At 71.8% G+C, this 13375-nt stretch carries 13 protein-coding genes; 4 read left to right on the top strand and 9 right to left on the bottom strand.

Going from position 1 to position 13375, the window contains the following annotated elements; genetic code table 11:
• Nucleotides 1–19: 19 nt before the first annotated feature.
• The 4 genes from AY578_RS03435 to AY578_RS03420 all read right to left on the bottom strand — a co-directional run bounded on the left by AY578_RS03435 (nt 20) and on the right by AY578_RS03420 (nt 4627).
• Nucleotides 20–1174 (bottom strand): WD40/YVTN/BNR-like repeat-containing protein, encoded by a 1155-nt coding sequence (locus AY578_RS03435; protein WP_136237340.1) that lies wholly within the window; start codon nt 1172–1174, stop codon nt 20–22.
• Between the two features lie 128 nt (nt 1175–1302).
• The gene (locus AY578_RS03430; RefSeq protein ID WP_019524662.1) at nt 1303–2991 is read right to left on the bottom strand and encodes an acyl-CoA dehydrogenase family protein; all 1689 of its coding nucleotides are present in this window, start codon (nt 2989–2991) and stop codon (nt 1303–1305) included.
• Between the two features lie 62 nt (nt 2992–3053).
• Nucleotides 3054–4028 carry a glycoside hydrolase family protein gene (locus AY578_RS03425; protein ID WP_161232815.1) on the bottom strand — a complete coding sequence of 325 codons (975 nt, stop codon included), beginning with the start codon at nt 4026–4028 and terminating at the stop codon, nt 3054–3056.
• Nucleotides 4028–4627 carry a PadR family transcriptional regulator gene (locus tag AY578_RS03420; RefSeq protein ID WP_136237338.1) on the bottom strand — a complete coding sequence of 200 codons (600 nt, stop codon included), beginning with the start codon at nt 4625–4627 and terminating at the stop codon, nt 4028–4030. The genes AY578_RS03425 and AY578_RS03420 overlap by 1 nt, the downstream gene beginning before the upstream one ends.
• Nucleotides 4628–4743: 116 nt before the next feature.
• Between AY578_RS03420 and AY578_RS03415 the strand changes: the two genes are divergently transcribed.
• The gene (locus AY578_RS03415; RefSeq protein ID WP_019524659.1) at nt 4744–5511 is read left to right on the top strand and encodes a PaaX family transcriptional regulator C-terminal domain-containing protein; all 768 of its coding nucleotides are present in this window, start codon (nt 4744–4746) and stop codon (nt 5509–5511) included.
• Nucleotides 5512–5593: 82 nt separating this feature from the next.
• On the opposite strand, the gene AY578_RS03410 is transcribed toward AY578_RS03415, so the two are convergent.
• Together AY578_RS03410 and AY578_RS03405 are read right to left on the bottom strand one after the other, a co-directional pair.
• Nucleotides 5594–6397 (bottom strand): pectate lyase, encoded by an 804-nt coding sequence (locus AY578_RS03410; RefSeq protein WP_136237336.1) that lies wholly within the window; start codon nt 6395–6397, stop codon nt 5594–5596.
• 276 nt (nt 6398–6673) lie between these two features.
• Nucleotides 6674–7753, bottom strand: coding sequence for an NADH:flavin oxidoreductase/NADH oxidase (locus AY578_RS03405; protein ID WP_019524657.1), 1080 nt, complete (start codon nt 7751–7753; stop codon nt 6674–6676).
• A gap of 123 nt (nt 7754–7876) precedes the next feature.
• Between AY578_RS03405 and AY578_RS03400 the strand changes: the two genes are divergently transcribed.
• Nucleotides 7877–8230 (top strand): ArsR/SmtB family transcription factor, encoded by a 354-nt coding sequence (locus AY578_RS03400; RefSeq protein WP_161108237.1) that lies wholly within the window; start codon nt 7877–7879, stop codon nt 8228–8230.
• Between the two features lie 39 nt (nt 8231–8269).
• On the opposite strand, the gene AY578_RS03395 is transcribed toward AY578_RS03400, so the two are convergent.
• Nucleotides 8270–9622, bottom strand: coding sequence for an FAD-dependent oxidoreductase (locus tag AY578_RS03395; RefSeq protein ID WP_161108238.1), 1353 nt, complete (start codon nt 9620–9622; stop codon nt 8270–8272).
• A gap of 201 nt (nt 9623–9823) precedes the next feature.
• On the opposite strand from AY578_RS03395, the gene AY578_RS03390 reads away from it, so the two are divergent.
• Nucleotides 9824–10306 (top strand): DUF6214 family protein, encoded by a 483-nt coding sequence (locus AY578_RS03390; protein WP_019524652.1) that lies wholly within the window; start codon nt 9824–9826, stop codon nt 10304–10306.
• Between the two features lie 24 nt (nt 10307–10330).
• Here the strand turns inward: AY578_RS03390 and AY578_RS03385 are convergent, their stop codons facing one another.
• Nucleotides 10331–10990 (bottom strand): DUF305 domain-containing protein, encoded by a 660-nt coding sequence (locus tag AY578_RS03385; protein WP_019524651.1) that lies wholly within the window; start codon nt 10988–10990, stop codon nt 10331–10333.
• 208 nt (nt 10991–11198) lie between these two features.
• On the opposite strand from AY578_RS03385, the gene AY578_RS03380 reads away from it, so the two are divergent.
• The gene (locus AY578_RS03380; RefSeq protein WP_136237332.1) at nt 11199–12701 is read left to right on the top strand and encodes an LVIVD repeat-containing protein; all 1503 of its coding nucleotides are present in this window, start codon (nt 11199–11201) and stop codon (nt 12699–12701) included.
• On the opposite strand, the gene AY578_RS03375 is transcribed toward AY578_RS03380, so the two are convergent.
• A complete protein-coding gene (locus AY578_RS03375) occupies nt 12689–13366 on the bottom strand; it encodes a TetR/AcrR family transcriptional regulator (RefSeq protein ID WP_136237331.1) in 678 nt (225 codons plus the stop codon). The genes AY578_RS03380 and AY578_RS03375 overlap by 13 nt on opposite strands.
• Between the last annotated feature and the right edge of the window lie 9 nt (nt 13367–13375).

Below are 13375 nucleotides of genomic sequence, written 5' to 3'. Positions count from 1 at the left end.
ACGGCCCTCGTCCGAGCCCTCATCCGACGACCGCCGCCCGCACGCACAGCACGTCCGGCAGATGCCCGGCCAACTGCTCCCAGCTGTCACCGTCGTTCGCCGACGCGTACACCTCGCCGTTGCGGTTGCCGAAGTAGACGCCCGCGGGGTCGGCGTCGTCGCTGCACATCGCGTCGCGCAGCACCGTGCCGTAGTGGTCCTCCTGCGGCAGCCCCGCCGACAGCGGCTCCCAGCTGCGTCCGGCGTCCCCGGTCCGGTAGACGCGACATCGCCGGTCCGCCGGGACCCGGTCGGCGTCGGCGTTGATCGGGAAGACGTACGCCGTGTCGCCGCGGTGGGGATGCGTCACCATCGCGAACCCGAACGTCGAGGGCAGTCCCTCACCGATGTCCGTCCAGTGCGCGCCCGCGTCGTCGCTGCGGTAGACCCCCCAGTGGTTCTGCAGATACAGCCGGTCCGGGTCCGCCGCGTCCCGGGCGACCTTGTGCACGCACTGCCCGAACTCCGGGTCGGGATCCGGCAGGAACACCGCGGACACCCCGCGGTTGGCCGGCTCCCAGCTCACGCCGCCGTCCCGGGTGCGGAACACGCCCGCGGTGGAGACGGCCACGGTCACCGCCCGAGGGTCGCGCGCGTCGGTCAGTACCGTGTGCAGCCCCTCGCCACCGCCGCCCGGCACCCACTTGGAGCGCGTGGGGTGCTCCCACAGCGGTCTGACCAGCTCGAAGGACTCCCCGCGGTCCTCCGAGCGGTACAGCGCGGCCGGTTCCGTGCCCGCGTACACCACGTCCGGCTCCGCCGCGGCCGGATGCAGCTGCCACACCCGCTCCAGCGAAGCTCCGGTGTCGGGCGGGAACTTGACGGCGGGCCGGGCCGGTTCGGTCCAGCTGCGGCCCAGGTCGTCGGAGTGGAACACCGACGGTCCCCAGTGTGCGCTGTCCCCGCCGGCCAGCAGCCGAGGGCTCTGCCCCCGGGTGTCGACCGCGACCGAGTACACGGCCTGCGCCTTGAAGTAGGGGGACTCGTCGAACTCCCAGGAGCCGCCTCGCCGGCGCCCGATGAACAGGCCCTTGCGGGTGCCCACGGCCAGCAGTACCTCGGTCATGCCGATCACCTCCGTGACATCGCCTTCGACGTCCTCGATCAGGACACCGGTCAGTGTGCACCCCACCACTGACAGTCACGGCTGGAGGCGGCATGACCGCAGGTCACGGCGGTGCGGCGGGCCCGGGACGGACGGCCAGGCGAACCTCCGCCCCGCGGCGAAGAGCCCCCGCGTCACCCGTGCCAAGCCCCTCCGCGTCACTCCCGGCCCGGCAGCGCCCGTTCCAGAATCGCGTCCAGCCCCGCCCCCGCCGGCAGCGTGCCGAAGGCGTGCCCCCAGTCGCCCCCGAGCCGCGTCGCGCAGAACGCGTCCGCGACCGCCGCCGGCGCGTGCCGCACCAGCAGGGACGCCTGCAGCGTCAGCGCCATCCGCTCCACCAGCCGGCGGGCCGTCACCTGCGACCCCTCGGCCAGCTGGTCCTTGAGCCCGGCCACGGCCGCGTCCAGCCGGGCGTCCGCCCCGCGCGTCAGCGACAGTTCGTCGAACAGCGCCTGCGCGGTCGCCTGGTCGCGGCCGAGCGCCCGCAGCACGTCCAGGGCGTTGACGTTGCCCGAGCCCTCCCAGATGGAGAGCAGCGGGGCCTCCCGGTAGTGGCGGGGCATCCCCGAGTCCTCGACGTACCCGTTGCCGCCCAGGCACTCCAGCGCCTCGGCGGTGAAGGCCGGGCCGCGCTTGGTGACCCAGTACTTGCCGACCGCCGTCGCGATCCGCCGGAACGCCGCCTCCCCGGCGTCCCCGCGCACCGCGCGGTCCGCCGCACCCGCCAGCCGCAAGGTGAGGGCCGTCGCGGCCTCGGACTCGAGCGCGAGGTCGGCCAGCACGTTGCGCATCAGCGGCTGGTCGAGCAGGCGTGCCCCGAAGGCGCTGCGGTGCCGCGCGTGGTGGCCCGCCTCGACGAGTGTCTTGCGCATCAGGGCCGCCGACATCATCACGCAGTCGAGGCGTGTGCAGTTGACCATCTCGATGATGGTCTTCACACCCTGCCCCTCGGGCCCGACCAGCCAGGCGACCGTGCCGTCGAACTCCGGCTCGGAGGAGGCGTTGGAGCGGTTGCCCAGCTTCTCCTTGAGCCGCTGGATGCGGAAGGTGTTGCGGGTGCCGTCGGGCAGAACGCGCGGCACGAGGAAGCAGGACAGCCCGCCCGGCGCCTGCGCGAGCACCAGGAACACGTCGCACATCGGCGCCGAGGTGAACCACTTGTGGCCGCGCAGGGTGTACACGCCGGGCTCGGCGGTCGGCGTCGCGGCGGTGGTGTTGGTGCGGACGTCGGAGCCGCCCTGCTTCTCGGTCATCCCCATGCCGGCCAGCAGCCCGCGCTTCTCCGTCGGCACCCGCAGCCCGGGGTCGTACGCACGGCTGGTCAGCAGCGGCTCGTAGATCTTCGCCAGTTCGGGCTGCTTGCGCAGGGCGGGGATCGCCGCGTACGTCATGGACGTGGGGCAGCCGTGTCCGGCGTCGGTGTGGCCCCAGACGAGTCCGCCGGCGGTACGGGCGACGTGCGCGCCGGGCCGGTCGTCCGCCCAGGGCGCTCCGGCCAGCCCCTCCGTGACGGCGGTGCGCATCAGGTGGTGCCAGCTCGGGTGGAAGTCGACCTCGTCGACGCGGTGCCCGTACCGGTCGTGGGTGCGCAGTTCGGGCTCGTGCCGGTTGGCCAGCTCGGCCCACTCCTGCGCCTCTTCACTGCCCGCCAGCCGTCCCAGCCGCCGCAGGTCCTCCTCCGCCCAGCCGGCGCCCTCCCGCCGTACCCCTTCGAGCAGGGCGACGTCGTCCGAGGCGTCGTACGGGGCCGGGAACGGGGGCTGGTTGGTGACGTCGTGGGTGGCGCCGCCGAGGACGCCGAGTGCGTACGGGGTCTGCTGCAGCTCGTCAGCGCGCGTGATGGTCATGGCTGAGTGTTGCACTATTCCTGCGAACGCAGCAATAGTGCAACGCGTCGCCACGCGCGCGTTCAGCCGTGCCGGTCGATCAGCGCCCTGTACGTGTCGAAGGCGGGCTTGGGCGTGTAGTCGTCCGTGGTGAGCCCGAAGCGGTGGAACAGCCCCGGCCGGGAGCTGTCGGCGTCCCGCAGCGCGAAGTGCGTGTAACCGCTCAGCCGCAGCTCCTCCGCGAGCTCGGCGACCGCCCGGACCACGGTGTCGACGACCTCGGCCTGCCGGTGCGGAGGACGTTCCTCGCCGGTGGGCCAGCCGTGCTCGGTGATGTGCAGCGGCAGGTGTCCAAGGCCGGCGGGCGCCAGCACGGCGTCGCGGTGATGACGCAGCAGCCCCTCGACGGCGGACGGGAGTTCGGGATCGGCGACGGGACGGAAGACGTCGGGGAAGAAGTCGAGCCCTACGTAGTCGAGTTCGCCCACGAAGGCCGGACCGCCGAGTGTGGTCAACTGCGCCATGAAGGACGCCGACGGACCGAACAGCGGTGTGGTGTTGAACCCGACGCGCAACTCGTCGTACCCCAGCTTCCGCGCGCGCTCCTTCACCGCCGCGACCCCGTGGACGATCGCCTCCCGCACGGACGGGTGACAACCGTCGAGGACAGGGTTGGTGGTCTCGTTGGGCTCCTCCGTCACCTGGAGGGTGCTCGTCACCGAGCCGTACTGGTCGACCAGTTCGCGCAGGAACTGGCAGTAGCCGTCGACGTCCCCGGCCGCTGACCGGTACTGCGCCACCAGGTCCAGACGTCGCCCCCGCACGGCGTACCGTGCCGCGTCCTCCGGTGCGGCCGTCGCATGCGGCCCTCCGAGACCCGTGCTGTCGTCGAACGCGGTGTAGGCGCGGACCAGGAACGGCCGCTCCGGCCGCCCTTGCAGGAGATCCAAGGCCTCCGCCACCCGTTCCGGATCGTCGGGCGGCCCGCTCGCCAGACCCCCGGAGTCGTCACCGGTGACCCCACCCGGATACACACCGAACAACAGGCGCTGCGACATCACGCGTCCTCCTCCCGCGCACGCGCGGCCCCCGTGGGCCACGCCAATGCCCCGCTCCGCAGCTCCTCGATCACCGAGTCGACCCACGCGGTCTCGGCGCGCGCCAGGCTCAGCGCGTACTCGGCCTCGATGACGTGCATACGCGGGACACCCGCCGCCACGGCGTTCTCGAGCTGCCGCTCGTCCTCCGCCGTGCGCTCGCGCAGCCGCCGCCCGCGCTCGGTCAGCGCCTCCACCGCGCCGTCCCGGCCGAGGGCGCCGAGATAGGCGACCGCGCCCAGGAACTGGGAGAACTCCCGCTTGGGCGTGCGGATCTGGGAGTCCAGCCGGCGGACCAGTTCCTCGCGCCCCGGGTCCGTGAGCGCGTACACGGTCCGTTCCGGGCGGTTGCCCGACCGCTGCCGCTCGAGCGGGGCGAGCCAGCCGGCCTCGGTCAGCGCGGCGACGGTGTTGTAGAGGGTGCCGCGTGTGATCGCGGCGGCGTGTGCGTCGCTGCGTCTGCGCAGCTCGGCGAGCATCTGGTGCGGGTGCGTGGGCTGTTCGAGCAGCAGGCCCAGGACGGGCAGGACGATCGGGTTGTCGAGAGCGCGGCGGGGCATGGTCGAACTCTATCAGTCCAAATAAACTATTCGGGGGGCTGTGGGTGAACGGCGCGGGAGCGTCGCGAGATCACCTCAAGGGAACCGGTCCCGACCGGGGGCCTAAAGTACGGCGCATGCGGAGCAACGACCCGGACGCGGAGCCGGCACCGGACGGGCCGCGGCTGCGTCCGCTGTCCGCGCGGTCGGTCGTCCTCAGCCTGCTGCTGGGCACGCATCCGCCGGAGCTGCCGGCGCGGGAGCTCGGACGGCTGGTGGAGAGCTTCGACCTCGGCGGGTCGACACTGCGGGCGGCGCTGAGCCGGATGGTCGCCGCCGGGGACCTGCGCCGCACGGACACCGGCTACCGCCTCAGCGACCGCCTGCTGGAACGCCAGCGCCGCCAGGACGAGTCGGTCCAGCCGCGCACCCGCCCGTGGGACGGGGACTGGGAGCTGGTCGCCGTCACCGCGACCGGACGCGGCCCCGCCGAACGGGCCGAGCTGCGCACCCGGCTGACCGCACTGCGCCTCGCCGAACTGCGCGAGGGGGTGTGGCTGCGCCCGGCCAACCTGGACCGCCCCCTGCCCGCCGCTCTCGACGAGGTGGCCGAACGCGGTACGGCCCGCCCCGCACGCCCCGCCGCCGAACTGGCCGCGCGCCTGTGGCCGTTGGACGCCTGGGCGGACGAGGCCCGTGAACTGCTCGGGCACGTGGGCCGAACCGGGCGTCCGGCCGAGCGGCTGACCCTGTTCGCGGCCGTGGTGCGCCATCTGCTCGCCGACCCCGTACTGCCGCCCTCCCTGCTCCCCGCCGGCTGGCCGGGCGACGCCCTGCGGGCCGCGTACGCGGAGTACCGCCGGGAACTGGAGGGTGAGGTCCGCTCGCTGGTGGGCGGGAGCTGACCGCGCGGGCGGCCCTGGAGAAGGCCGGCGGCCGTACGGGACGCCCCGCGGACGTCCCGTACGGCCGCTGCCCGTGGGGGGGCTACCGGTAGGTGATGTCGGACGAGCTGTACTTGCAGTACGTGCCGTCGGGGCCGGAGCCGTTGCTGCTGGGCTCCTTGCCGGTGTTGTTGCCGATGTACTTCTGGCACGGCACGATCTTCTTGCTGCTGTCGCCGACGATCGTGATGTTGCGCAGGGTCGCGCTGTCGCCGTAGTTGGTGTTGATGCCGGCGATACGGCCGCCCTTCCAGGTCACCTCGATGGAGTTGAGGTTGATCGTCCGCTTGTACTGCGAGGAGCAGTTGCCGCAGGAGCGGACGAAGGTGCCGAAGTTCTGGACGGCGAAGTTGGACACGTTCAGCGTGCCCGCGCCGTTGAACTGGAAGACCTTGTCACTGGCCTCCTTCGCGCCGCCGCCGCTGACGGTGTACACCGCCCCGGACGACCTGCCCTTGAAGGTGGCCGCGTCCTCACCGACGTCCTCCCACCAGACGTTCTGCAGGGTGCAGGAGCCCTCGCAGTGGATGCCGTCGGCGGCCGGGGCGCCGATGATCACGTTCTTCAGGACCGCGCCGTCGGACAGCTTCAGGATCGGGCCCTGGTCCTCGTCCTGGCTGCCGGAGCCCAGGTCGCCGGTGCCGTAGAGGCGCTTCATGCCGTAGTCCTTGGTGCCGGACACGGAGATGGTGGAGGAGACGCCCTGACTGCCGTTGGGGGTCGGCCAGGTGGCGGCCTGCGCGGACGGTGCCGCGGTCGTCAGGATCATGCCAACCGAGAGGCCGAGGGTGGCGAGCGTGCCCGTCAGTGCGCGCCGTGGGGTGCGCGGTCGTGTCGCGGATGTCATGTCGTTCCTTCTGTCGTGGTGTGGGGGTGTCGAGCCAGTATCGAGACGTGTGGATGAACAACGTTCACGTTTCTGTGCGACACACGGGTCGAATCCGTTCAACGGTCACGACCCGGTCACGTCGATGAACGGAACGTAGAGGGAAAGCGCTTTCTGGTCAACGCTTCGCGTGGTCCGTATTCGGTCAGGAACACCGGGAACGACAGACGCCGGCGGCCCGGAACCCCTGGACGGGTTTCCGGGCCGCCGGCGCGACGCGGGGGAACGGTGAGCAGGTCAGACGGAGAGGTGGTACTGGTCCGGCACGCGCACCTGCGCGTCCAGCTCGCGGGCGGCCTGGCGGGCCCAGGAGGGGTTGCGCAGCAGCTCACGGCCCAGTAGCACGGCATCCGCCTCGCCGTTGGCGAGAATCTTCTCCGCCTGCCCGGCGTCCGTGATCAGACCCACGGCCGCGACCGGCATCGGCGTCTCCTGGCGCACGCGCGCGGCGAACGGCACCTGGTAGCCGGGGCCGACCGGGATGCGGACGCCGGGGGAGTTGCCACCCGTGGAGACGTCGAGCAGGTCGATGCCCCGCTCGTGCAGGTCGGCGGCGAGGCGGACGGTGTCGTCCGGGGTCCAGCCGTCCGCGTCCAGCCAGTCCGTGGCGGAGGTGCGGAAGAACAGCGGCTTGTCGTCCGGCCACACCTCGCGCACGGCGTCCACCACCTCGAACGCGAACCGCGTGCGGTTCTCGTACGAGCCGCCGTAGGTGTCGGTGCGGTGGTTGGAGTGCGGGGAGAGGAACTCGTTGATCAGGTAGCCGTGGGCGCCGTGGATCTCGGCGATCTCGAAACCGGCGGCGAGGGCGCGGCGGGCGGCCGCGCGGAACTGGCCGACGATCTCCCGGATCTCCTCCGTGCTCAGCTCGTCCGGCACCTGGTGGCGCTCGCTGAACGGGACCGCGCTGGGCGCGACCGGCTGCCAGCCGAGGCCGTCCCCCTCGAGCGGCGCCCCGCCCTTCCAGGGCTGGTCGGTCGCAGCCTTGCGCCCGGCGTGCGCCAGCTGGATCGCCGGCACGGTGCCCTGCGCGGCGAGGAACCGGGTGATCCGGCGGAACGCCTCGACCTGGGTGTCGTTCCAGATCCCGAGGTCGTACGGCGAGATGCGGCCCTCCGGCGACACCGCCGTGGCCTCGACGATGATCAGCCCCGTGCCGCCCGTGGCGCGGGCGCCGTAGTGCGCGAAGTGCCAGTCGTGCGGCACACCGGCCTCCGGGCCGTCCGGCGCGGCCGAGTACTGGCACATCGGCGCCATCCACACGCGGTTGGGGATCGTCAGGGCGCGCAGGGTGTACGGCTCGAAGAGCGTGCTCACGGTGGACTCCGTTCGGAGGGGGGACGGGTGGTGCGACTCGTACGATAGCCGTCGTAGTACGGGGAGTGTCAAACTACGAGGGTTCTCGTACAATGAGGATTCCCGGAGCACCATGGAGCCGCCGTGACGACCGCCCCTCCCAGCTCTCGCGTCCTGCCGCACCCCGCGCGGGACGAGATCCGGCTGGAGTCAGTGCTGCACGCGCTGTCCGACCCCGTCCGGATGCGCATCGTCAGTGAACTGGCCGACGCCGAGGCCGCGTTGTCCTGCTCCCGCTTCGACCTGCCGGTCACCAAGTCCACTAGCACGCACCACTTCCGTGTGCTGCGCGAGAGCGGCGTGATCCAGCAGGCCTACGAGGGCACCGCCAAGATGAACGGCCTCCGCCGCGAGGACCTGGACGCCCTGTTCCCCGGCCTCCTCGACGCCCTCCTCACCGCGGCCCGCCGCCAGACGGTCCGGGACACGGGGGCCTGACAGCGGCCGACGTCCGCGTCCGCCATACGGCAGGCGCTGCTACGGCCCAGGAACCACCCCACCCCGCGCAGCCCCCAGCAGTGACTCCCAGTCCGGAAGCTTGACCACGCCCCGCCCGAGGGAGGCGCCCAGGCGGGACTCCGCTTGTTCGATGGATTCCCAGCCTTGCCAGGGGACCGGTTCCACGCCCTCCGCGCGCAGGGCCGGGAGCGGGTCGTCGGGGAGGGGGCGGGTGGTGAGGGACGGGGCGTCCTGGAGCAGGGACGTCACCGTTTCCTTCGCGCAGGAGCGGTTGGTGCCGATGACGCCGGTCGGGCCGCGCTTGATCCAGCCCGCGACGTACTCGCCCGGGGCGGCGGCGCCCCCGCGCAGCACACGCCCGGCGAGATGCGGCACCGTGCCCGTCGCCGCGTCGAACGGCAGCCCCTCCAGCGGCATCCCCCGGTATCCCACCGAGCGAAGCACCAGCTGCCCCTCGATCTCCTCGAAGTGGCCCGTCCCCGTGACCCCGCCCGCGCCGTCGGGCGCCGTCCGTTCGAAGCGCACGGCGCCCACCCGGCCGTCGGCGGCGAGCAGTTCGACCGGGCGGAGGAAGAACCGCAGCCGGATCAGACGCCGGGCGTTTGGGCGTGGCGGCGCCGTCCAGCCGCGCAGCACCTCGACGTTGCGGCGCCGGGGCGGAGGCAGGCCGGACGGGTCGGCGAACGCCGGGTCCAGGGCCGCCTCGGCCGGGTCGACGTGGACGGCGGTCCCGGGCAGGGTGCCCAGTTCCCGCAGCTCCTTGGTGGTGAAGCGGGCCTGCGAGGGGCCGCGCCGGCCGACCATCTGGATCTCCGTCACCTCGCTCGCCGTGAGGGCGGTCAGCGCCGCGTGGGGCATGTCGGTCGGGTGCAGTTCACCCGCCCCGCGTGCCAGCATGCGTGTGACGTCCACGGCGACGTTCCCCACGCCGACCACCACCGCCGACCGCACCCCGCGCAGGAACCCGGCGTCGGCGGCGTCCGGGTGCGCGCTGTACCAGGACACGAACTCGGTCGCCGACCAGCTGCCCGGCAGGTCCTCGCCCGGGACGCCCAGATGCCGGTCCGTGGCGGCGCCCACGCAGTACACCACCGCGTGGTACAGCTCCCGCAGCCGGGCCGCCGGCACCCCGTCCGGCCCGACCGGCACCGCGCCGAGGAAGCGCACCCGCTCGTGCTCCAGCACCGTGCGCAGGCTGCCCTGCAGGGACTTGATCTTCTCGTGGTCCGGGGCCACGCCGTAGCGGACCAGGCCGTAGGGGCAGGGCAGACGGTCGAGGACGTCGACCCGCGCCCCGGGATCGAGCTGGACGAGATGCTGGGCCGTGTAGCACCCGCTGGGTCCGCTTCCGACGACGGCGACACGCAGCACGGGGAACTCCTCACCCCGAGGGGACCGGCGGGAGACCGCCGGCGTCTCCCAGCATGGCACCGCCCGCACTCCGCTGACAGGGTGCCGTCCGCCGTCCGGGGTGCGTGTTCTACGGAGAGAAACTGATCACCCCGTTACGTTGCCTGTGTGCTCGAGGCATCTTTTCTTCAACTTTCCGATCGCTCTCCGGCGGAGGGTGCGGTGTCCGTGTGGCCCGCGTGGGAGGTGTGGGAGGGCGAGCGCTGCACCCGGTGGCTCCATGTGCGGCTGGCCTTCCGTGACGGGGCCACGGTCGAGGCGCTGGCGTCCGTGGGCGAGGGCTGGGTCTGTCTGGAGGACGTCCAGGCCCGTCCCGCGCTCGCCCTGGAGGACCTGGCCGTGTTCGCCGACTGGATCGAGGGGCCGCTCGCGCGGGCCTGCGGCGCCGAGCCCGAGCCGGAACAGGAGCCGGGGGAGGGCGCCGGCGGCACGCATCAGAGGGAGGAGCCGCCGGGCGGGCGGGCCGAGTGGCCGGTCGTGGCCCAGGCGTACCGGGCCGCGCAGGAGCGGGGCGCCGACCCGGTGCTCGCGGTGATGGACCGGACCGGCTACAGCCGGCGCGGGGCGCTCCGCCTCATCGGGCGGACGCGCGACGCGGGGCTGCTCTCCCCGCGCCACGCCCGCCGCCGGACGGACCACCACTGACCCGAACGCCGTTCGGACGGGACGTCACAGCAGGTCGCGCATCCGGTTGATCTCGCTGGTCTGCTGTGCGACCACGTCGTCCGCCATCTCCTCGATCTGGATGTTGTTCCCCTGGCCCTTCACCTCGGTGGCCATGGTGATCGCGCCCTGGTGGTGCGTGATCATCAGCGTGAGGAACAGCTGGTCGAACGCCTTGCCCTCGGCCGCCCGCAACTGCCTCAGCTGCGCCTCGGTCGCCATGCCGGGCATCGTCGCGTGGTCGTGCCCCTGGCCGGCGTCCTTCTCGGTCTTGCCGTGAGTGCGCAGCCACCCCTGCATCGTGGCGATCTCGGGCTTCTGCGAGGCGGCGATGCGCTCGGCCAGCTTGACCACCTTCGGCGACTCGGCGCGCCCAGGCACCAGTTCGGTCATGTCCAGCGCCTGCGCGTGGTGCTGGATCATCATCCGCGCGTACGACACGTCCGCGGCGTTGGGGGAGTCGTCCTCCTTGCGCTCCTTCTGGGCCTCCTCGGCCGACAGGGTGCGGTTCTCCTCGCCGGGCGCTCCGGGCGCGATCACCGAAGGGCCGCTAGCGGGGGCCGACTTGGCGTCGTCGCCGGAGTCGCAGCCCACGAGCCCGAGTACGGCCAGCGCGGTCACCCCGGCGGCGACGGCGGACAGGCGTGGCACGCGGCGGTGGTGCACATGGACCTCCTGTGACTGGCGGTATGTCCGCTCGGCAGTGGTGCGGAACACCTTGTGAGTGTCGATGACCGTCCTAGCACGCTTCCGCGCAACTTCGATCAAAAAACTTTGTTGCGATGGTGTGGAGCCCCTGTTGGTATGTGCATGTCGAAGACGATACTGCCGGTGCCACACCGTTCCGACGTGAACGGAACCAGGGAGGAAAACAGTGATCCTGTTGAGCGTTTCCCGAACCCGGCGGAGACGGCTGGGAGTTGCCGCCGCGGCAGGCGGCCTGCTGGCCGCGCTGCTCACGGCCGCGCCCGCCGCGGCGATCCCGGACCCCGGGGACTCGCCCGCCGCCCCGAAGGACGTGTCCCGCAGCGACCAGGCCGAGGCCCGCGCCGCCATCAAGAGCGGCGAGATACCCGGCCAGGACGAGATCGTCCACTCCGCCAACATCACGCACGTGGCCAACATCCCCAAGGACGTGCTGTCCGGCTTCAACACGGACCTCGCCTTCCAGGGGAAGTACGCCTTCGCCGGCAACTACGACGGCTTCCGCATCTTCGACATCAGCAACCCGAAGAAGCCCAAGACGGTGGCTCAGGTGCTGTGTCCCGGATCGCAGAACGACATCTCCGTCTCCGGCAACCTGCTGTTCCTGTCGACGGACTCCTCGCGCAGTGACAGCAGCTGCAACAGCACCACGCAGCCCGCCACGGAGAAGTCCTCCTGGGAGGGCATGAAGGTCTTCGACATCAGCGACAAGCGCAACCCGCGCTACGTGGCCGCCGTCGAGACCGCCTGCGGCTCGCACACCCACACGCTGGTGCCCGAGCGTGACAACGTGTACGTCTACGTCTCCTCCTACTCGCCCAACGCTGCCTACCCGGACTGCCAGCCGCCGCACGACGGCATCTCCGTGATCAAGGTCCCGCGCAAGGCCCCGCACAAGGCCGCCGTGGTCGGGTTCCCCGTGCTGTTCCCGGGCGAGGGCCCGGACGGCGGCGGCAACCCGGGTGCGCCCACCAACCCGGGCGTCTCCAAGACCACCGGCTGCCACGACATCACCGTGCTGCCCTCGAAGGACCTGGCCGCCGGCGCCTGCATGGGCGACGGCATCCTGTTCTCCATCAAGAACCCCGAGCGTCCGCGGGTGATCGACCGCGTCCAGGACAACGTCAACTTCGCGTTCTGGCACTCGGCGACCTTCAACCAGAAGGCCAACAAGGTCATCTTCACCGACGAACTCGGCGGTGGCGGCGCGGCCACCTGCAACGCGGAGATCGGTCCCAACCGCGGCGCGGACGGCATCTACGACATCGTCGGCAAGGGTGACCGCAGCAAGCTGGTGTTCCGCAGTTACTTCAAGATCCCCCGCCACCAGGCGGACACCGAGAACTGCGTGGCCCACAACGGCTCGCTGATCCCGGTCCGCGGCCGTGACCTGATGGTCCAGGCCTGGTACCAGGGCGGCGTCTCGGTGTGGGACTTCACCAACTCGTCCAGGCCGAAGGAGATCGCCTACTTCGAGCGTGGTCCGCTCACCACCGACCAGCTCGACGTGGCCGGTTCGTGGTCGGCGTACTACTACAACGGCTACATCTACTCCAACGACATCGCCAAGGGCCTCGACGTCCTGAAGATCGACGACAAGCGCACGGATGCGGCTCGCAAGGTCCACCAGAAGGAACTCAACGTGCAGACGCAGCCGGACTACTTCGGCTGAGTCTCCGGGTCCGTCGCGAAGAACCGGGCCATGTCCGTCCGGTCCTTCCCCTCCGTCCCGCCGGTCCCCTCGGAGTCCGGCGGGACACCCATCTCCCAGTCCAGCCGGTAGCGCTTGAACAGTTCGGCGCGCAGCACCGGCACGGGCATGGGCGCCCCCGGCATCAGAGCCGCGTACACGGCGCCCATCAGCAGCGCGCGCAGCATCGGGTAGTCGGACTCGACGTCCTCGGAGCCGTGCCGGGCGACGGTGTCGCTCAGCAGTTCCGCCAGCCGCCGCTGCTCGGGACACGGCAGGAAGCCTTCCGCCTGCAGCAGCCCCGCCATGTGCTGGCGCATCAGCACCGGCCGGTCCCGCGCCAGGCCCAGGATCGCGTCGATGGCCCGCGCCATCCGCTCCCTGCCGTCGTCGGTGCGCGGCTCCCGCTCCAGCGCCTCCTCCAGGGTGCGGTGCATCAGCCGGTGCACGGCGGACTGCACGAGCTGGCGTTTCCCCGGGAAGTAGTACGACACCAGACCCCGGGCGGAGCCCGCCCGGTCGGCGATGTCGCCCAGGGTCGTCGCCTCGTACCCGCGCTCGTCGACCAGCTCGACGGCCGCGTGCAGCAGCCGCTCCTTGGAACGCCGACGCAACTCTTCATTGACCAGGGCGCTGCGCGGGGACATGCTGGACTC

This window comes from Streptomyces thermocarboxydus, from assembly GCF_024760485.1.
Lineage (GTDB): Bacteria > Actinomycetota > Actinomycetes > Streptomycetales > Streptomycetaceae > Streptomyces > Streptomyces cellulosae.
The sequence above is the reverse complement of the archived record's forward strand: the minus strand, read 5'-3'. Positions and strand labels throughout refer to the sequence as shown.